The following is an 18529-nucleotide window of genomic DNA, read 5'->3' on the forward strand; positions in this document are numbered from 1 at the left end:
CTTAGTTAATTTTTCCCAATCTTTCTTTTAAAATATCACGATCCTTTTTGGCATCACCACAAGAATTAACAATAATGATAGTATCTTTGTTTAATTTTGGAGCAATTTTTATAGCTTCAGCAAAAGCATGACTAGGTTCAAGACTTGGGTTTATTTTTTCAAGTTTTGTAACTAGTTTGTATGCATTTAAAGCCGCCTCATCAGTTGCAGATGTATATCTTGCTCTTTTAGTATCTTTTAAGAAGCAGTGAATAGGGGATACCCCAGGATAATCTAATCCAGCAGAAATAGAAGCGGTATCGTTAATTTGTCCTTCACTATTTTGACAAACATAAGCTGCAGCTCCATGCAATATCCCAAGTTTAGCTCCATTAGTTAGAGGTGCTGCATGTAGTTTTGAATTTTTTGGTCCACCAGCTTCAACACCAATTAATTCAATCTGTTTTTTGTCATAATCAATAAACTCACTCCAAAACCCATAAGCTGAACTTCCACCTCCAACACAATTAATGAGTTTAATTTTTTTAGGCATCTTTTTAAATTCTGACTGAATTTGAACTTTTAATTCTCTTGAAATTTGAGCTGTACTCCAGCCACAAATTTTAACAAATATATTAGGGCCTACTGTTGATCCAACACACATATGGGTGTTATCGCAATTTGAAACCCAATAACGCATGCATTCACTAACAGCATCTACTAATGTTTGGCTTCCTGAATAAACGGGTACAACTTCTGCACCATTCTTTTTCATCGCATCTACATTAGGCTTTTGTCTTTTAATATCCTTTGCACCCATGAATATTTTGCATTTAAGGCCAAATTTTTTAGCAGCCATACTCAGCATCTTTCCAGCATAACCTGCGCCCGTATCACCAACGACATATTTTTTCCCTGCTTTTTTAGCAATAAGGCAATGAACTGTTGCATTATAAATTTTATGAGCTCCTCCGTTCGCTTCTGACACCATTTTGGCATATATTTGAGCTCCACTTAAGTGATCTGATAGGTTTTGAAGTTTAACAAATGAAGTAGGAGAGCCTATATAATTCTTGAAATAATAGTCTCTTTCTTTAAGAAATTTCTTATCGTATCTAAGTTTTTCAAAAAGTTCAGTTAAATCTTCAATAGGCTTTTTTAAAGTTTCAGGTATAAAATTACCACCAAATTTACCACCCCAAAATCCATTTTTGTTGTGCTGATCGATTAAAGGAATCTTTTTTTTAAGTTTCATTGTTAATTAATTTAATTTTATTTAAAAAAATATTTATTTTTGAAATATCTTTTAATCCAGATGTTTCTAGACCTCCAGAAATATCTATAATGTCTGCTATTTCTTTATAATTTTCAAGGTTATCTTCAATTTGAATATTCCCAGCAAGCATCAATTCTTTATTAATTTTAATATTTTTAATCAATTGATGATCAAAGGACATGCTTTTTTCATAACCTTTACTGTCGAATAATATTATATCTGCAAGCTCATTATATTCTAAATATTTAACTGTGTCATTTTGATCTTTTACAGTTATCGCAACGATAATTTTCTTATTATATTTTTCTTTAACTGATTTAACTTCAGTAGGTGTACAATCATAAAGTTGATAATAATCGAATGGTAAATCCTTTATTTTTTCTAATATATCTTCATTAGGTTTAACTAATACAGCAACATATTCTGATTTTTTTTTATCAACTTTTAATAGCTTTTTAAGCTTGTTGTGTTCAACAAATCTTTTTGATTTAGGCCAATTACAAATAAACCCTATCATCTTAGGTGGAGTAGGATGGGAAGTTAAAAATTCTAAAGTTTTAGAGTCGGAGATCCCACAAATCTTGCAGGGTTGGATCATTGATTTAAGTGATTAATTAATCTTTTAATATTGTTTTTGATATTACCCTTTATTAATGACCTTCCCATTACAATACCAGAAACTTTATTTTTAAAAGCATCATTAGGAGTCGTTACTCTAGATTGATCATTTGCATCATCTCCAGGTAGCCTTATTCCTGGCGTAACAATAAATAAATTTTTGTATTTTTTCCTAACTATTTTTGCTTCTTGTGCAGAACACACAATTCCAGCTGCACCTGATTTTTTTATAAGACCAGCTTGTTTTAATACTAACTGCTCTACGGTCTTGGTGTGACCAATTTCTTCAAGAGATTTTTTGTTAAGGCTTGTTAAAATTGTAACTCCTAATACTTTTAAATTTTTGTTAATTGATTTAGCTTTTTTTGTAATAGCTTTAAGCATTTCAAGGCCACCGCTTACATGAACTGTAATATACTTACATCTCTTTAAATCTTTTAAACTATCCATTGCAGATAAAGCAGTTTGTGGAATATCATTTATTTTTAAATCTAAGAAATAATCTCTCTTAAAATTTTGAAGAAAAGCTCTCCCACTTTTTGAATAAAAGAACTGTAAGCCAAATTTTGGAATTATTTGAAGTTTATTAGTTTTCGTATCGCTAATTATTTTTTGTATTTCTTTTAAGCTTGATGTATCACAAGCAACAAAGATATTTTTATTCATCATTGTTTAATTTTTTAAACATTTCCTTAGACATTTTAAAGTGAATTGTTTTTTTTTCAGGTGTATTCACTTTCTCTCCCGTTTTGGGATTTCTTGATATTCTTGCTTTTTGAATATTAGTAGAGAACATTCCAAAACCTCTTAATTCAACACGATCTCCTCGTTTAAGGGCCTGCTTTATTTCAGTAAGAATAATATCAGTAAACTTTTCTAGGTCTTTTTTTAAAAAATTTGGGTAGTTATTAGCGAGTTGTTTTAGAAGCTTTGATTTTACAATAGCCAATTTTTATTCGTCTTCTTTTTTCTTTTTCTCTAAATCATCAGATAATGATGAGAAAGGTAAGTTTTTACCACTTGCTTCAGAACCATAAGTATCTAGTGCAACTTTACGCTCAATTTCTTCTAAAAGTTTAATACTTAATGTTGCTTTTCTTTTATCTATATCTAACTCTTGAATAGCACAGTCAATTCTTTCTCCACCTGTAAATCTAGCAGGTCTTGCATCAGCAGCATTAATAGCTATTGCAGATTTTTTAATAATGAAGTCCATTTCACAGCCTTCAGGTCTTACAACAAGACCTTTGTTGTCAGTTGAAATAATCTTAACAGTGATAGTTTGTTTAACCTTTTTATCATTAAACCAATCAAAAGGGTCTGGTTGAGTTTGACGTAAACCAACTCTAACTTTTTGTTCTGCTGCTTTTACTTCTAATACTTTAACTTTTAATTTATCGCCAATTTTATATTTAGCTAATTCTTCTTCACCATTATTTAGGTAAGTTAAATCATTACAATGCAAGAAAGCATCAATATCTAAGCCATCAACTTTTAAGAAAATAGAATATTCATTTTTACTTGCAACTTCACCCTCAACCTCAGATCCAATTGGGTAAGTTTTTTCAAATGTTTCAAAAGGGTTATCAGTTGTTAAACGGTGAGATATTGCCACTCTTCTTTTTTCTTTATCAATTTCAGTGATTACACAATCAATTTCATCTCCAACTTTAAACATTTTTTTTGCAGAAATATTTTTTTTAGTCCAACTTAATTCACTTGAGTGCAATAAAGTTGATAATCCTTTTTCAAGCTCACAAAAAGCTCCAAAGTCCATAAGCTTAACTACTTTTACTTTATAGATTTTGTTTAGTTCATAATTTGAAATGTTTTCAAAAGGGTCTGGTGTAAGCTGTTTTACCGAACAACCAACCTGAAGCTTTTCAAGATCAACACTGATTACTTTAAGGTCATGTTTCTCGCCGATTGTAAAAACTTCATCAGGGTGATTAACTCTTGAATAAGAAATTTCTTGTAAGTGAACTAAAACATCAAGCTCACCATTAACACTAAAAAAACAACCAAATGAACTGTAGCCTTTTACTTCAGCACCTTTAATTATATCTCCAACTTTGAATTTTTCGACAATTTTAATTTTATCTTCTTTTTTAAATGAAGAGATTATTTCTCTTCTAGAAACACATGCGTTTCCTCTAACTTTATCTAATTTTATTAGAGCAAATTTTTGAGGCTCATTCATTAAATGACTAATGTCTTTTAATGGTTTATCTGAAATTTGAGATCCAGGTAAAAACATTAAAGAACCAGTATCGATGTGTTCAACTATGCATCCACCTTTAACACGACCAGTAATTTTACCCATGATAGGTTCATTTTTTTCATACGCCTCAACAAGTTTGTCCCAACCTTGAATTTTTTGAGCTTTTGAAGCTGATACTAGTACTTCACCTTTTTTATCTTCTAACCTTTCAAGAAGAACAGAAATTTTTTCACCCACTTTTGCTTTATCAAGCATACCCATGCTTTTTAATTCATTAATATCCAAGATAGGCTCTGATTTTAAACCAGGTACTTCAAGAAATACAAAGTTATCCGTAACTTTGTTTACTACACCAGTAATAATTTTTCCTTCTTCAAGATTTGCTGTTTTAGTAAACTGTGAATTTAGTAATTGTTCGAATTCTTTAGAGGCAGGGTTTGAAAGGTCTTTATAAATTTCCATTAAGCTTTTAGTTTCCTATCCATAATTTGTTTAATTTTTAAAAAGCATGATCTTTTAGTTAAATTCGTGGTATTAATCAAGACCGAATCTCGAGTTCTCATAAGAGGTGAAACTTTTCTATTATAGTCACTTTTGTCACGGTTTTTGATACTTTTTAGGACTTCATTAAAAGATATTTTCTTATTTAGTCCTTTTAACTCTTTATACCTTCTTAAAGCTCTAGTCTTAGTATTTGCTGTTATAAAAAATTTAAAATCAGCATCAGGAATTATCTTATAAGTTATGTCTCTTCCATCTAAACAAGATCCATTATACTTTTTGGGAGGATGATAAGCGCTTTTAATTTGAAATGCATGAACAAGTTTTCTTATGTTTTTATCTTTTGATATAATTGATGCCATTGTTCCAACTTCATCTGATAATAATTTTTTATTTTGCAGATCTTTCATAGTTAATTTGAGCATCTTTTTTTTTATTAAACTATGACTATACTTATTTGGTTGAGTAAGTTTAATATTTGCAATTAATCTATAAATTTTTCCTGTATCTAAATAAAATAAGTTAAAATGTTTAGAAATTAATTTTGCTTGAGTGCCGGCACCAGCAGCAGCAGGCGAGTCTATTGCGATTTTAATTTTTTTTTTAAGCTTCATAGTGATGAATGGTTTATATTTTTAATTATCTTCAAAAAAGATGGAAAGGAAGTGTTGATAGAATCTTTATTGTGAATTTTCCATTTTCCACCAAAGGTTAAGGCAGCAATTGTACTCATCATAAAAACTCTATGATCTTTTAGATAGTTTTTAACAGTTATTGGTTTTTTTATTTCTAAATCAGGCTGTCCATAAATCTTAATAGAATCGTTTGTTAAATCTGTTTTTATACCCATCATATTTAAAATTTTCGAACCCCAAATTAATCTCGGACTTTCTTTTTGGTTTAGTTCTGAAAGGTCTTTAAAATAAGAAATACCTTTTGCTTTTGCGGCAATTAAAAAAATAACCAAAAATTCATCAATGGCACTACTATTTAATTCTACTGGACAATTAATAGCTTTAAGTTTTTTTGAACTTTTTATTAAAATATTAGAAATTTTTTCTCCTCTATAATTTTTTTGGTTTTCAAGTGTTATTTTGGCTCCCATTTTTTTTAAGATTGTAATAACTCCCACTCTAGAAGGATTGATATTTACATTCTTAATTAAAAGTTTTGAATTATCAGCAAGCGTTGTTAGTACCATAAAAAAAGCACTGGAACTTATGTCTCCTGGAATTTGATAATTGAAGGCATTAATTTTTTTTGGTTTTTTAATATCTATAAAATCAAACTTTTTAGTCTCTCTTACCTTGATTGGAATTTTTAAATATTTAAAAAGTAATTCTGTGTGATTTCTTGATTTCTTTGCTTTAATAGAGGTTGTTCCTGATGCATTTAGTGCTGCAAGCATTACACTACTTTTGCATTGAGCTGAACCTTTGTTCTCAAAATATTTAATACCTTTTGCTGATTGTGTGCCAAGAATTGTTAAAGGTAGTTTATTCTTTATTTTATAATAAAATTTAACCCCAAATTTTCTTAGAGGTGTAGTTACTCTTGAAAAATCTCTTTTAGATAAACTTTTGTCACCAATTATCTTTATTTTTTTTGTAGATTTAATTAAAAGACCTAAAATTAATCTACCAAGTGTTCCAGAATTTTTAGCATCTATTGTTAAATTTTTATTGTATTTAAAGCCATTAATCCCATTGCCTACTATTTCACAGTAATTTTTTTGTATCCACACTTTTATGCCAAGTTTTTTGATGCTATCAATTGCAGCTAATACATCTTCTGACATTAAAAGGTTGTAACCTTTTGATTTTCCAATTGCTTGAGAAGCTAAAAGAACCCATCTTATGCTTAAACTCTTATCTCCACTAACTCGTATCTGTTTATTAAATTTTTTTATTTTATCTTTAATTATGAGTGTTTTTGACATGCTTTAATTAAATTTAAAAGAGTCACCAAAATAAGCATTTTTGGCCTCAGTGTTATTAATCAATTCATTAGGAGATCCTTGCGCTACAATCTTACAGTTTGATAAAATGACTGCTACATCTACACAAGAAAGAAGATCTCGCGCTTGGTGATCACAAATACAAATAGTTATGTTGCTTTCTGTTTGTAAATTAACAATGATTTCCTGTAGCATCTTAATAGTCAGAACATCTAGTGCTGCAAAACACTCATCAAGTAAAAGCACCTTTGGGTCACTTAATAAGGCAAGAGCAATTACTAGCTTCTTTTTTTGTCCACCAGATAGAAACTTTGCTTTTATATCTCTGATAGCGTCTAATTCAAATTTAGCTATAAGCATATCAATCTTATGATGAATTAAATTTTTATCGTCGATTACGATTTCAGCTATTGCTTTTAAATTTTCTAACAAAGTAAGATCACTAAAATAACCACCATATTGAGGAACATACCCAATTCTAAATTTTGTTGTTCTCAAATAAATTGGGTAATCAACAACATCAATCCCCTCAAATTTAATTTTACCAAAGTCAGGTTTAATTAAACCTGTGATTAAATTAAAAATTGTTGATTTTCCAACTCCATTTGGTCCTAACATTCCTAAAATTTGTCCATGATTAATCTTAAAGCTTACGTTGTCTAAAATTTTTCTTTTGCCAAATGATAAAGATATATTTTCTAGAGAGATAAAGGGCTGAGGGTTTTTAAAAGATTTAATTCTAAATTTTTTTATTACACCCATCTTATTTAGTTCCTTCGATTAATACTTTTTTTCCAGTATCATTCATAAAAATTTTAGTGTCTTTGGTAGTAAGATTCATTTCAATTTTATCAGCAAATAAATTTGTTTTTTCTCCAGTATAAACGACATTTTCAGTAAATGTCCCAAGATTACTTAAAAAGGAAAAATCCAAGTATTCTCCTGATATCTTATGTCTTGGGTAAATAACTATTACATTTTGAGAAAAAATAGTATCATAATTTTTTGAATTATATTTGCCAAAATTAGAAGTAATTTTAACTGTGTCTGAATCTTTTATAAAAATAAAAGCTACAACGTCTCTTAAAAACATAACATCAGAATTTTCAACTTTAATTTCAGCTTGTTTTGCAGTGATCTGATATTTATTACCTTTAGCATCAGTAGAAACATAATTAATATCATTAATATAGGTTGAGTTGCTATTTTGATTTTCATCAATTTTTTCTCTAACTTGAGTTTCCTTTACATCTTCAAAATACTTAGTGAAATATTTTAAATAAAACCACAATGAAATAAGGATAATAATAAGAACCATTACAACTTGTAGGCCTGTCTTTTTGTTCATTTAGTGAATGTTTGACTGAAGTATGTTGTGAATATGCAGAATACCAACAGTCTTTTTTTTGTTTTTATCTTTGTGAACACATAATGAAGTGATTTTCTTTGCATTCATTATAGATAAAGCTTTTTCAGCAAGAGTGTCTAGATTGATGCTTATAGGGTTTTTGGTCATAACTTTTTTGACAGATAGATCTTGGAGATTATTGCTCATTGCATTAACTCTTCTAATTTGGCCATCAGTAATTATTCCTGTAGTGATTTTCTTATTATTTTGAACAATTAAAGTACCAAGTTTTTTATTTGAAATAATTTGTAAAGCTTTTTTCATATTCAAGCTTTCATTTACGAATGGAATTTTGTTTCCTGTGATCATTAATTCTTCAACAGTTCTAAGTTGTGCACCAAGATTTCCAGAGGGATGAAATTTTTTAAAATCTTTTTTATTAATATTTTTTTTATTTAAAACTGCTACTGCCAACGCATCACCTATGCTCAATTGATTAATTGTGCTTGAAGTTGGAACGATACCAAGACCTGCCTCAGTTACTTCTGGAATGAGTATTTTGATATCAGACGCTTTGTATAATATCGAATTTTTTTTAGACATTATTCCTATTAGAGTGATTTTATTTCGATTTGCATATTTAATAATATTTTTTAACTCTTCTGTGGAACCAGAATAACTTATCAAAATTAAAATATCTTTTTTTGAAATACTACCAAGATCACCATGAGAACAGTCATTTGCAGATAGTGAAAATGAAGGTGTGCCAACAGAGGAAAGTGTTGCTGAAATTTTTGCTGCTATTAATCCACTTTTGCCCACCCCACATAATATCACTTTTGATTGACAGTTTGCCAACGATTCTACCGCCTCACTAAAAGAATTATTAATTGAATTTTTTAGTTTTTTTAAAGCTTTGATTTCAAGATCAATTACACTCTTTGCAATTTTTTTATAATTTCTTTTTTTCATTTAATGAGACCATATATCGTCTTTAAATAAAGCCAAATCAAGATCAACTCTAGTTTTTAAAAATGCTAAACAGCTCTTATATAAATCAATTCGCTTTTCTCTTACTAGAATTTTATTTAATTCTTCATGAATTTTATGCAAATAAATAACATCATTAGCACAATATTTTAATTGTGCTGGAGATAGCTCTCCTCCAAAGTCTGAACTTTGAAATTGTTTACTTACATCTACGTTCATAAATTCTTTAATTAATGTTTTTAGGGAGTGACTATCAGAATAGGATCTAGCTAATTTTGAAGCTATTTTTGTATCAAGAATATTATTAGTTTCTGTTTTCAGGTAATGCTTAATGTGAGCCATGTCCGCCCTACCATAATGAAATATTTTTATGATTGATGCGTCAGAAAGAACTTTATTTAAGTTTGGAGCATCATATTTTTCCCTATCAAGCTGGATAATATGAGCATCAGAATTACCAGTTGATATTTGAATAAGGCACAAAGGATCACGCTTAACATTGAGACCCATAAACTCTCCATCAACCGCTATAATATTGCCTAAATCTAAATCTTCTGGTAGATCATTCTTGTGAAGTTTAATATCAATATTCATTTTTAATTATATATATATGAAAGCAAAAAATTGTCTAATTTTTGGCGGTAGTGGTCAAATAGGTCGTCATTTAATAAGAAAGCTTACTAAAAATAATTATAAAGTAACTGTGGTTACTAGAAACCTTCATCAAAAAGGATATGCAATAAAAACTCAAGCTAATGCAGGTTACATAGACATTGTTGAAGCTAATATCTTTGATGAAAAAAAAATTAGAAAGCTTTTCTCTCAAACTGATATTTGTATAAATTTAATTGGTATTTTATATGAAAGTGGCAAGGGCAATACTTTCAAAAATATTCACTCTATTTTTCCATCTATTTTATCTAAACTTTGTAAGGAATATAAAGTTCAGCAATTTATTCATTTGTCAGCATTAGGGATAAATGATGCACCAGACTCAGAGTATGCAAAAAGTAAATTAGATGGCGAACTTAATATTCAAAAAAATTTTCCTTTAGCAACAATATTAAGGCCTTCTGTAGTTTATTCAGTTGATGATAATTTTACTTCGTCTTTTATGACTTTACTCAGTAGACTTCCATTTTTCCCTCTTTATTATAATGGATCAACTAAATTTGCTCCAATACATTGTTCGGATTTAACTGATACCATTTATCATGTTGTCTCTAAAAGTATTTACTCGAAAATTATAGAGTGTGTTGGGCCTGACATCTTATCCTTAAAAGAAATTTTAAAAAAATTATTACATTTAATAGATAAAAAAAGATTATTAGTACCATTACCTCTTTTTGTAGCAACTATGTCTGCTAAAGTTTTTCAATTATTTCCAAAACCACTCCTAACAATAGATCAGCTTACGCTTTTAAAATATGATAATGTTCCTTCAGGTAAATATCAAACTAATGCTGATATTGGGGTTCCAAGCACAAGAGTATTTGATAATGAAGTAGAAAAATATAGCTATATGTGGAGAGAAGGTGGGCAATTTTCTACAAAAAAATATAACCCTGCTAATTCTTAATAGAATTTCCTATACTAAAATTGTATGATTATTTATGATAATTAATATTATTTATTTTTTAATATTCTCAATTTTCTCTTATCTAATTTATCTAATCATAAAATCTCTGATTAGAGGGTTTAATGGGAAGAATAAGAAATAAAAAATTAAGATTAATTAAATTAATAATTATTAAGCAGTATTAATTTTTTTATCAATATACTGAGGTGTCTCTTCATCTTTATCAGCTACAGGCTCTTCTTTTCTTCCTTTTGGCTGATAGGCATATAGCAAATGAAGTTTGCAATATGAAAAATCTTTTAAAGACGATCGCCCACAAAAATAAAATGATTGTTCTTCAGGATGACCTATAGGCCATTTACAAGAGCTCTCGTCTAGTTCTTCTAATTTCTTAGGATTTTCTGGTTCAAAATCTTTTTCAATAATTAAGGATTGAAACTTACTTTTTCGGCCTCTTTTTTGCTTAGAAGAATTTTCTTCTGAACTATTATCAAAATTTTGGCTTGAAGATGCATTTCTAGTTTTAATTTTTGATGATAAATTTAATCTATGAGCTTTACCAATTACTGCATTTCTACTAATACCACCGATTATTTCAGCTATTTGGCTTGCAGTGCTTCCTTTGCCCCAAAGTTCTTTTAACTTTTCTACTTTTTCTTCGTTCCAGCTCATATTCTATATTTAGTATGTTAATTAATTTTTATAACTATATACAGATCACACAAGATTAAAAAAAAGACAACGGATTTTTCTGTTTTATACACATCTTTTTTTAAAATTTATATATGATTACTTATGGTTGAATTGGATAAAAAATATCATATCGGAGTTAAAAAGTTTGGCTTTGTAAATTGGATTGGCTTTAAAAGTCTATGGCTTAAAGAGTGTAACAGGTTCATGGCAGTTTGGCAGCAAACTTTGTTATCTCCACTTGTTTCAAGTTTATTATTTTTATCAGTTCTATCCCTAGCTTTAGGCAATAATAGAGGAGATGTACTTGGCTATTCTTTTATAAATTTTTTAGCTCCTGGTTTAATTGCGATGAGCATCTTAACACAATCATTTAGTCACTCTGTTTCTTCACTAATGATAGGAAAAATTCAAGGAAATATTGTTGATATGCTCTATGCACCATTATCAGCCCTTGAAGTATCAATGGCAATAATATTGGCTGCCTTAACAAGAAGTTTTTTAATAGCTATAATTTCAATAGCTGTCTTTTCATTAATAGTTGATATCACAATTTATAATATCTTTTATATTTTTGTCTTTGGTTTTTTAGGAGCATTTATTTTGGGAAGCTTAGGTTTTATCACCGGTCTTTGGGCTGAAAAATTTGATCATACAGCAACTGTAACAAATTTTATAATAACTCCATTAAGTTTTTTATCTGGAGTATTTTATTCAATAGATAAACTTCCACAATTTTTTCAAACGATAAGTCATATTAATCCATTTTTTTATATGATCGATGGGTTTAGATATGGCTTCTTAGGAAAATCAGATGGATCGATAACAGTAGGCTTAATCTATCTAATTATATTAAGTGTTCTCATGTGGTATGTTGCTTTTCTTCTTTACAAAAAAGGTTATAAAATTAAATCTTAGTTAATGAGCGCTTTAGCAAAAAATTATAATAGAAAAAAAATCTCTTTTAAATATGGTAAGGGAAGTTTTTTATATTCTACTAATGGAAAAAAATATTTAGACTTTGTTCAGGGAATAGCAGTAAATTCCTTGGGGCATGCAAACCCAAATTTAATAAAAGCAGTTAACAAACAATCTAAAAAACTTTGGCATGTTTCTAATGCATTTATCATTCCAGAGGGAGAAAAATTGGCTAAAAGATTGGCAAAAAAAACTTTTGCAGATTTTATTATTTTCCAAAATAGTGGAGCAGAAGCCACAGAAGCAGCAATTAAAGTTGCTAGAAGGTATTTTTATTCGATAGGACAACCTTCAAAAAATAGAATTCTTTGTGTTAAAAATTCATTTCATGGAAGAACATTAGCTACAATTTATGCTAGTGGATCAAAGAAGATGACGGAGGGCTTTGGACCGAAAGTTGATGGATTTGACCATTTTGAATTTGGAAATCATAAAGATTTTAAAAAAAAAATAACAAAAAAAACGGCTGCTATTATGGTTGAAACTGTGATGGGAGAAGGAGGAATTAAAGTTATACCCAATTGGTGTTTAAAAGAATTAAGAAAAATTTGTGATAAGAAAAAAATTTTATTAATTTTAGATGAAGTCCAGTGTGGAATTGGAAGAAGTGGAAATTTTTTTGCATTTGAAAATTCGAAAATTAAGCCCGATATTGTTCCAATAGCAAAAGGAATTGGAGGTGGGTTTCCGTTAGGTGCAGTTTTAATGAATAAAAAGGTAGCATCAGGAATGACAGCTGGAACTCATGGGTCAACATTTGGTGGCAACCCACTAGCTATGTCTGTTGGAAATGCAGTTTTAGATCAAATATCAAAAAAAGGATTTCTTTCAAATGTTAAAAAATTATCAAAATACTTTCATTCAGAATTAAATATATTGAGAAAAAAGTTTCCTAAAATAATTAAAGAAGTAAGAGGTGTTGGTTTATTAATAGGATTACAACTTCATAATGATCAAACAAAATTTATACAGAAACTAATGGATAATAAATTATTAACAATTAGAGCGGCTGAAAATGTTATTAGAATATTACCTCCTCTTAATGTTAAAAAAGAAGAAATAAAAATAGCAATAAATATTATTGAAAAAGTGTGTTCTACTTATAAATAAATATGAAACATTTCATCAACCTTAAAGATATACCTTCAGCAGATCTTAAAAAAATCATCATTGATGCAAAGAACAGAAAACAAAAAAGAAAAAATTATAACACTTTAGAAGTTGATAAAGATAAACCTTTAAAAGGCAAGTTACTCATTCAAATGTTTGAAAAAGCAAGTTCGAGAACGCGATTAAGTTTTTACCTTGCAATAAAACAACTAGGTGGAGGAACTATAACACTTAGAGCTAATGAATTACACCTAGGAAAAGGTGGGGAAAGTCTAGCAGATACTGCTAAAATTTTATCAACTTATGGGGATGGTTTTATGCTGAGAACTGACAGTGATAAAAAAATAGAAGAATTTAGCAGATACTTAAAGATACCAGTAATAAATGGTCTAAGTCCATCGTCTCATCCAACACAAGTGCTATCAGATATTTTCACAGTTGAAGAAATTAAAAAAAAATCTATTTCCAAATTAAATATTTGTTGGATTGGAGATTCTAATAATGTTCTAAATAGTTTGATTGCTGCTTCAGTTAAATTTTCTTTCAACTTAAATATTGGTTGTCCCAAGAATTATGGGCCTAAAAAATTTGTATTAGATTGGGTAAAAAAAAATAAAAGAAAAATTCACATCTTTTATGATGCTAAAAAAGCAGTTAAAAATGCTGATGTAATTTTTTCAGATAAAGTAATTTCATTGAACGATAAAGTTAATAAAAATAAAAAAATTAAAGATTTTAGAAACTTTCAAATCAATTCAAAATTGATGAGTTTTGCTAAAAAAGATACAACTTTTTTACACTGTCTTCCAAGGGGAGAAGAGGTTGCAGCAGATGTTTTTTTGGGAAAAAATTCTGAAGTATGGCTGCAGGCTCTAAATAGAGTGCATGTTCAAAAAAGTATTTTATTATATTGTTTTGGTAAATTAAGGTAGCTGTTTAGGGCTATCACTATTTTGATTTAGGTACTTAATAATCGAGGCTCTATCTGCTTCTTTTCTCAAGCCAGCGTAAGACATTTTTGTTCCTTTCAAATATGAGCTAGGTTTTGTTAAAAAACCATTGAGTTCTTCAAAAGTCCAGTCTTTACCATATGAGGCTAAAGTTTTAGAATATTTGTAGTCTTCTACAGCACCTACTTTACTGCCCACTACGTTATAAAGAGCAGGACCAATTTTATTTGGACCACCTTTTTCAATAGAGTGACATGCTGCACATTTTTTAAAAATTTTTTCACCTAAAGTTACATCGCCTAGAGCCATTATAGCGGCAATGTCTACTTTTTGCTCAACTTCAGCAACTTGAGATACTGTGGAAGCTGGTTGTCCTTCTACTTCAACTTGATACCCTGGATTTTCTGGTTTATTTACATGAAAGACACCGTCGGCAACTTTTCCTAAACCAATTACAAGAAGTGCAACCATTAAAATAGCAGCAATAATTTTATTAAGCTCGAACGAATCCATATAAATTTTATTATTTTGCAGATATAACATGATAATTAAAAAAATACTTAATTTTTAATTTTTAATTTTGCGTCTGTTAGACGCACAAATTGGTAAATTTATAATGGCTAAAACATTAATATTAATTCCATCAAGAATGTCAGCAAGTAGATTGCCAGGTAAACCGCTTTTAACAATTAATAATTTATCAATAATTTCTCATGTTTTTAAAAGGGCAGAAGAAACAAATATTGGCGAGGTAGTAGTAGCAACCGAAGATCAAGAAATACTCGATGATGTTGAAAAAAATGGTGGTAGAGCTGTTTTGACGAGTAACACTCACAAAACTGGCACAGATAGAATTTTTGAGGCTTACGAAAAGCTTAATATTAAAGACATTGATTTTATATTAAACCTGCAAGGGGATGAACCAAATATCAATAAAAATGATATTATAAATTTAAATAACTTTATGATTAATAGTAATTCTGGAATTGGAACGCTAGCAGCAGAAATTAAAAATGATAAAATGTTAATTGATCAAAATATAGTTAAGGTTATTACAGAAACAAAATTAGAAAAGAATAATTTTCCAATAGCATTAAATTTTACTAGAGATGGTTTTTCAAGAAATGATCAAAATATTTATCATCATATTGGAATCTATTCGTATAAAACAAGTACATTAAAAAAATTTGTTAGTCTGGACCAAACATTTAAAGAAAAAAAAAATAGATTAGAACAGTTAAGAGCATTAGATAATGATCTGAAAATCAACGTTGCTTTGGCAAACTTTTCTCCCATTGGTGTAGATACAAAAGAAGATTATCTAGCTATAAAAAAAATTATGGAATATAAATCCTAAAATGACCAAAATTTATTTTCAAGGAACGTTCGGTGCTTATTCACATTTAGCAGCTCTAGAAATAGATCCTAAAGCAGAAATAATTCCATGTAAGACATTTGATGAATGTTTTTTAAAAACATCTCAAGATAAAAATTCGAGAATGGTAATTCCAGAATCAAATCGAATTACAGGAAATATTGGAATCGAATATCTTATTTTTAAGTATAGACTTAATATTTATGCGGAACATTTTCAGAAAATTGAACATAATTTATTAGGACAGCCAGATAGCAATTTAAGTGATATCAAAGATGTTTATTCTCACGCTCAAGCTTTATCACAATGCTCTAAATTTATTAAAAAAAATAATTTAGTTGAACATATTCGTGCAGATACTGCTGGTTCAGCTGAGACAATTTCAAAGTCTAAAATTAAAACAGAAGCTGCAATTGCCTCTACTTTAAGTGCTGAAATTTATGATCTAAAAATACTTTCAAAAAATATTGAAAATGAAAAAGGAAATGCTACGAGGTTTTTGGTAATGGGTAATGAAGTTTTACAGCCTGATTTTGGTGATAAAAAATACATAACTTCTTTTCTATTTAAGTTAAAAAGTAAGCCTGCAGCTCTCTATCAATCATTAGGTGGCTTTGCGATCAATGGAGTTAACCTTACAAAACTTCAAAGCTATCCAGAGCAAAATTCCTTTGAGTCATATTTTTTCTTATGTGATTTAGAGGGACACATAGACAATTCAAAAGTACAAAAGTCTTTAGAAGAATTAGGACTTCATTGCCAAGATTTTCACGTACTAGGTGTTTTTGAGGCTGATAAGTTTAGAGAAAAATAACTTAGAAACTTTTCTTGTAGAATAGAAAACATTACTGTTATAATAGTTTTGGAGGCTAGAGGTGGATACTGCTTGAACCCGACCAGATCTTAACGGAAGCAGTCGTAGAGACAGTTATTCAGGTTCTAGTCTCCTTTATATAAAATGAATAAAAATACAAAAGTTTTAGCTTTAAAGTACAGACCTCAGACATTTAATGATCTTATAGGGCAAGATGTTGTTGCGGAAACAATTTCTAATTCTATTAAGGCTAATAAAGTGCCTAATGCCTATCTTTTTACTGGAATTAGAGGAATAGGAAAAACGACAACAGCAAGGATTGTTGCAAAATCTCTAAATTGTTCAAATGGAATAGATAATTTGTGTAAAGAGGAACTTTGTGAAAATTGTAATGCCATTTCTAACTCAAATCATATTGATGTATTGGAAATGGATGCAGCAAGTAAAACAGGGGTGGACGATGTAAGAGACCTTATTGAATTTTCTAGATATGGCCCAACTACTGCTAAATATAAAATATTTATAATTGATGAAGTTCACATGCTTAGCAAACAAGCATTCAATGCATTATTAAAAACCTTAGAGGAGCCGCCAGAATATTTAAAATTTATCTTTGCAACAACAGAAATAAAAAAAATTCCAATTACAGTAGTCTCACGTTGTCAAAGATTTGATTTATCTAGAATTAAATCTTTAGAGTTGTTTGATTTTATTAAGAAAATTAAAGAAAAAGAAAATGGTAACGCATCAGATGATGCTCTTAAATTAATTGTTAAAATTTCTGAGGGTTCAGTTAGGGATGCGCTATCGTTACTTGATAGAGCTCTACTTACTTTGGATAAAGACAAAGAATTAGATCTTGCAGCAGCACAAAAAATATTTGGTTATTTTGATAAGTCTCAATTAATTGATTTATTTGAATTAATATTTGAAGGTAAAGAAACTGAAGTTCTCAACACTTACAGAGAAATATATAACCAAGGTGTTGAACCAAAAATTTTTATTAATGATTTCTTAGAGCTCTTATATTATTTTAAAAATATTGATTCACTAAATTTGGATGGTAATAATTTTTTATTGAATGATGAAGAGTTTAATAAAATTAAAGATCTTTCAGAAAAAGTTAACAATGAGACCCTAATATTATTTTGGCAATTTACTATTAAAACACTTGAGGAGCTTGATATTGTTTCTAATCAACATTTATCAATGGAAATGTTCTTAATTAGATTAATTCATTTAAAAAGTATTAAACAGGAAAGTGAAAAATATAAAGAAGATAGCAAACTATTATCTGAAAGTGAAAACCAAACATCTTTTTCCCCAAAAAAAACAAACGAAGATATCTTTGGAATAAAAGATAAATCTGAAACAATAGGGCAAATGAAAAATATTGTTCAGGAAAAAGATATCAAAGAAAAAGAAAATAATAACATTGAAATAAATACCAGTCTTATAAATTCATTTGATGATCTATTAAAAGCATGCTCTTCTAAAAAAGAGATTAAATTAAAATATGAATTAGAAAAAAATGTTAACCTTGTAAGTTTTGAGAACAAAAGAATTGAAATTTCATTTAATGAAGATTTAGATAAAGATTTTATTAAAGATCTTTCAACAAAACTTTTTGAATGGACCAATGAAAGATGGATTATAAGTCTAAGCAAAACTAAAGGACAGCCATCTAAAAAAGAAGAAGAAATCAATCAAAAAAAAGAACTGATAGAAAGTGTAAAGAACTCCTCAATTTATAAAGATATTTTAAAAAGTTTCCCTGACGCAGAACTTATTGATGTTAAACCTAGAAAAGAAGATTAAAGAATGACTGATTTTACAAAAATTTTAGATAAAGCAAAAGAATTAGAGGCTAAAATGAAAGAGAGCCAAGAAAAAATAAAGAACATTCAGGTAGAAGGAACGTCTGGTTCAAATTCTGTAAAGGTTACTTTAAATGGTGAAAATGAAATGATCAAAATTGATCTTTCAGACGAAATATTAAAGGAAAATAAAATTATAATCGAAGATTTGATAGTGGCTGCCCATAATAATGCAAAATCAGAATTAAAATCTAAGACATCTGAAGAAATTTCTAAGTCTACAAGTGGATTAGGTATTCCTGGTTTTAAATGGCCACTTTAAGAAT

The 18529-nt window shown here is 28.9% G+C and carries 21 protein-coding genes; 8 read left to right on the plus strand and 13 right to left on the minus strand.

Annotated elements, in window-relative coordinates; genetic code table 11:
* Position 1: 1 nt before the first annotated feature.
* Genes trpB through AC5SML_RS00500 form a run of 11 tightly spaced genes read right to left on the minus strand, consistent with a single transcriptional unit; the run spans position 2 to position 9484 of the window.
* Positions 2 to 1234: a tryptophan synthase subunit beta gene (gene trpB / locus AC5SML_RS00450; RefSeq protein WP_271623059.1), complete on the minus strand. Its 1233-nt coding sequence runs from the start codon at positions 1232 to 1234 to the stop codon at positions 2 to 4.
* Positions 1224 to 1853 carry a phosphoribosylanthranilate isomerase gene (locus AC5SML_RS00455; RefSeq protein WP_494578183.1) on the minus strand — a complete coding sequence of 210 codons (630 nt, stop codon included), beginning with the start codon at positions 1851 to 1853 and terminating at the stop codon, positions 1224 to 1226. The genes trpB and AC5SML_RS00455 overlap by 11 nt, the downstream gene beginning before the upstream one ends.
* Positions 1850 to 2539, minus strand: a complete 690-nt coding sequence (gene pyrF, locus AC5SML_RS00460; RefSeq protein WP_494617228.1) for an orotidine-5'-phosphate decarboxylase — start codon at positions 2537 to 2539, stop codon at positions 1850 to 1852. The genes AC5SML_RS00455 and pyrF overlap by 4 nt, the downstream gene beginning before the upstream one ends.
* A complete protein-coding gene (locus AC5SML_RS00465; protein WP_006997412.1) occupies positions 2532 to 2822 on the minus strand; it encodes an HU family DNA-binding protein in 291 nt (96 codons plus the stop codon). The genes pyrF and AC5SML_RS00465 overlap by 8 nt, the downstream gene beginning before the upstream one ends.
* A gap of 3 nt (positions 2823 to 2825) precedes the next feature.
* On the minus strand, positions 2826 to 4556 hold the full coding sequence (locus AC5SML_RS00470) for a S1 RNA-binding domain-containing protein (RefSeq protein WP_006997411.1): 1731 nt from the start codon (positions 4554 to 4556) through the stop codon (positions 2826 to 2828).
* The gene (locus AC5SML_RS00475) at positions 4556 to 5209 is read right to left on the minus strand and encodes a (d)CMP kinase (RefSeq protein WP_494617229.1); all 654 of its coding nucleotides are present in this window, start codon (positions 5207 to 5209) and stop codon (positions 4556 to 4558) included. The genes AC5SML_RS00470 and AC5SML_RS00475 overlap by 1 nt, the downstream gene beginning before the upstream one ends.
* Positions 5206 to 6534, minus strand: coding sequence for a 3-phosphoshikimate 1-carboxyvinyltransferase (gene aroA, locus AC5SML_RS00480; protein WP_494617231.1), 1329 nt, complete (start codon positions 6532 to 6534; stop codon positions 5206 to 5208). The genes AC5SML_RS00475 and aroA overlap by 4 nt, the downstream gene beginning before the upstream one ends.
* A gap of 3 nt (positions 6535 to 6537) precedes the next feature.
* Positions 6538 to 7314, minus strand: a complete 777-nt coding sequence (locus AC5SML_RS00485) for an ATP-binding cassette domain-containing protein (RefSeq protein ID WP_011281750.1) — start codon at positions 7312 to 7314, stop codon at positions 6538 to 6540.
* Position 7315: 1 nt separating this feature from the next.
* The gene (lptC, locus tag AC5SML_RS00490) at positions 7316 to 7900 is read right to left on the minus strand and encodes an LPS export ABC transporter periplasmic protein LptC (RefSeq protein ID WP_494617232.1); all 585 of its coding nucleotides are present in this window, start codon (positions 7898 to 7900) and stop codon (positions 7316 to 7318) included.
* The gene (locus tag AC5SML_RS00495; protein ID WP_494617233.1) at positions 7901 to 8872 is read right to left on the minus strand and encodes a KpsF/GutQ family sugar-phosphate isomerase; all 972 of its coding nucleotides are present in this window, start codon (positions 8870 to 8872) and stop codon (positions 7901 to 7903) included.
* Positions 8873 to 9484, minus strand: coding sequence for a ribonuclease D (locus AC5SML_RS00500; RefSeq protein WP_011281753.1), 612 nt, complete (start codon positions 9482 to 9484; stop codon positions 8873 to 8875).
* A gap of 16 nt (positions 9485 to 9500) precedes the next feature.
* Here AC5SML_RS00500 and AC5SML_RS00505 point away from each other — a divergent pair, with 16 nt between their 5' ends.
* Positions 9501 to 10469: a complex I NDUFA9 subunit family protein gene (locus AC5SML_RS00505; RefSeq protein ID WP_494617234.1), complete on the plus strand. Its 969-nt coding sequence runs from the start codon at positions 9501 to 9503 to the stop codon at positions 10467 to 10469.
* A gap of 171 nt (positions 10470 to 10640) precedes the next feature.
* Here AC5SML_RS00505 and AC5SML_RS00510 read toward each other — a convergent pair whose 3' ends face one another.
* Positions 10641 to 11141, minus strand: coding sequence for a GcrA family cell cycle regulator (locus tag AC5SML_RS00510; protein ID WP_006997403.1), 501 nt, complete (start codon positions 11139 to 11141; stop codon positions 10641 to 10643).
* 123 nt (positions 11142 to 11264) lie between these two features.
* Here AC5SML_RS00510 and AC5SML_RS00515 point away from each other — a divergent pair, with 123 nt between their 5' ends.
* The 3 genes from AC5SML_RS00515 to argF are packed head-to-tail and all read left to right on the plus strand — an operon-like array spanning position 11265 to position 14179.
* A complete protein-coding gene (locus AC5SML_RS00515) occupies positions 11265 to 12077 on the plus strand; it encodes an ABC transporter permease (RefSeq protein WP_027306772.1) in 813 nt (270 codons plus the stop codon).
* A gap of 3 nt (positions 12078 to 12080) precedes the next feature.
* Positions 12081 to 13247, plus strand: coding sequence for an aspartate aminotransferase family protein (locus AC5SML_RS00520; protein WP_011281756.1), 1167 nt, complete (start codon positions 12081 to 12083; stop codon positions 13245 to 13247).
* Positions 13248 to 13249: 2 nt separating this feature from the next.
* Positions 13250 to 14179 (plus strand): ornithine carbamoyltransferase, encoded by a 930-nt coding sequence (argF, locus tag AC5SML_RS00525; protein ID WP_494617236.1) that lies wholly within the window; start codon positions 13250 to 13252, stop codon positions 14177 to 14179.
* Here the strand turns inward: argF and AC5SML_RS00530 are convergent.
* Entirely contained in the window at positions 14171 to 14710 is a 540-nt protein-coding gene (locus tag AC5SML_RS00530; protein ID WP_011281758.1) for a c-type cytochrome, read from the minus strand. The two genes, argF and AC5SML_RS00530, sit on opposite strands and share 9 nt — an antisense overlap.
* A gap of 103 nt (positions 14711 to 14813) precedes the next feature.
* Here AC5SML_RS00530 and kdsB point away from each other — a divergent pair, with 103 nt between their 5' ends.
* From kdsB to AC5SML_RS00550, 4 genes are all read left to right on the plus strand, one after another.
* On the plus strand, positions 14814 to 15554 hold the full coding sequence (gene kdsB, locus AC5SML_RS00535) for a 3-deoxy-manno-octulosonate cytidylyltransferase (protein ID WP_011281759.1): 741 nt from the start codon (positions 14814 to 14816) through the stop codon (positions 15552 to 15554).
* A gap of 1 nt (position 15555) precedes the next feature.
* Entirely contained in the window at positions 15556 to 16386 is an 831-nt protein-coding gene (locus AC5SML_RS00540) for a prephenate dehydratase (protein WP_494617237.1), read from the plus strand.
* A 144-nt stretch (positions 16387 to 16530) separates the two neighbouring features.
* Positions 16531 to 18204, plus strand: a complete 1674-nt coding sequence (dnaX, locus tag AC5SML_RS00545) for a DNA polymerase III subunit gamma/tau (RefSeq protein WP_494617238.1) — start codon at positions 16531 to 16533, stop codon at positions 18202 to 18204.
* A 3-nt stretch (positions 18205 to 18207) separates the two neighbouring features.
* Positions 18208 to 18525 carry a YbaB/EbfC family nucleoid-associated protein gene (locus AC5SML_RS00550; protein ID WP_006997395.1) on the plus strand — a complete coding sequence of 106 codons (318 nt, stop codon included), beginning with the start codon at positions 18208 to 18210 and terminating at the stop codon, positions 18523 to 18525.
* Positions 18526 to 18529: the final 4 nt, after the last annotated feature.

It is taken from the genome of Candidatus Pelagibacter sp. PS_17 (assembly GCF_059417945.1).

Excerpts from the sequence above, each read along its gene's own strand:
- AC5SML_RS00485 (WP_011281750.1), bottom strand. The coding sequence starts at position 7,314 with ATGGGTGTAATAAAAAAATTTAGAATTAAATCTTTTAAAAACCCTCAG.
- AC5SML_RS00530 (WP_011281758.1), bottom strand. The coding sequence starts at position 14,710 with ATGGATTCGTTCGAGCTTAATAAAATTATTGCTGCTATTTTAATGGTT.
- AC5SML_RS00540 (WP_494617237.1), top strand. The coding sequence starts at position 15,556 with ATGACCAAAATTTATTTTCAAGGAACGTTCGGTGCTTATTCACATTTA.
- AC5SML_RS00475 (WP_494617229.1), bottom strand. The coding sequence starts at position 5,209 with ATGAAGCTTAAAAAAAAAATTAAAATCGCAATAGACTCGCCTGCTGCT.
- kdsB (WP_011281759.1), top strand. The coding sequence starts at position 14,814 with ATGGCTAAAACATTAATATTAATTCCATCAAGAATGTCAGCAAGTAGA.
- AC5SML_RS00515 (WP_027306772.1), top strand. The coding sequence starts at position 11,265 with ATGGTTGAATTGGATAAAAAATATCATATCGGAGTTAAAAAGTTTGGC.
- AC5SML_RS00495 (WP_494617233.1), bottom strand. The coding sequence starts at position 8,872 with ATGAAAAAAAGAAATTATAAAAAAATTGCAAAGAGTGTAATTGATCTT.
- aroA (WP_494617231.1), bottom strand. The coding sequence starts at position 6,534 with ATGTCAAAAACACTCATAATTAAAGATAAAATAAAAAAATTTAATAAA.
- AC5SML_RS00510 (WP_006997403.1), bottom strand. The coding sequence starts at position 11,141 with ATGAGCTGGAACGAAGAAAAAGTAGAAAAGTTAAAAGAACTTTGGGGC.
- AC5SML_RS00550 (WP_006997395.1), top strand. The coding sequence starts at position 18,208 with ATGACTGATTTTACAAAAATTTTAGATAAAGCAAAAGAATTAGAGGCT.
- dnaX (WP_494617238.1), top strand. The coding sequence starts at position 16,531 with ATGAATAAAAATACAAAAGTTTTAGCTTTAAAGTACAGACCTCAGACA.
- lptC (WP_494617232.1), bottom strand. The coding sequence starts at position 7,900 with ATGAACAAAAAGACAGGCCTACAAGTTGTAATGGTTCTTATTATTATC.
- AC5SML_RS00455 (WP_494578183.1), bottom strand. The coding sequence starts at position 1,853 with ATGATCCAACCCTGCAAGATTTGTGGGATCTCCGACTCTAAAACTTTA.
- argF (WP_494617236.1), top strand. The coding sequence starts at position 13,250 with ATGAAACATTTCATCAACCTTAAAGATATACCTTCAGCAGATCTTAAA.
- trpB (WP_271623059.1), bottom strand. The coding sequence starts at position 1,234 with ATGAAACTTAAAAAAAAGATTCCTTTAATCGATCAGCACAACAAAAAT.
- AC5SML_RS00500 (WP_011281753.1), bottom strand. The coding sequence starts at position 9,484 with ATGAATATTGATATTAAACTTCACAAGAATGATCTACCAGAAGATTTA.
- pyrF (WP_494617228.1), bottom strand. The coding sequence starts at position 2,539 with ATGAATAAAAATATCTTTGTTGCTTGTGATACATCAAGCTTAAAAGAA.
- AC5SML_RS00470 (WP_006997411.1), bottom strand. The coding sequence starts at position 4,556 with ATGGAAATTTATAAAGACCTTTCAAACCCTGCCTCTAAAGAATTCGAA.
- AC5SML_RS00505 (WP_494617234.1), top strand. The coding sequence starts at position 9,501 with ATGAAAGCAAAAAATTGTCTAATTTTTGGCGGTAGTGGTCAAATAGGT.
- AC5SML_RS00520 (WP_011281756.1), top strand. The coding sequence starts at position 12,081 with ATGAGCGCTTTAGCAAAAAATTATAATAGAAAAAAAATCTCTTTTAAA.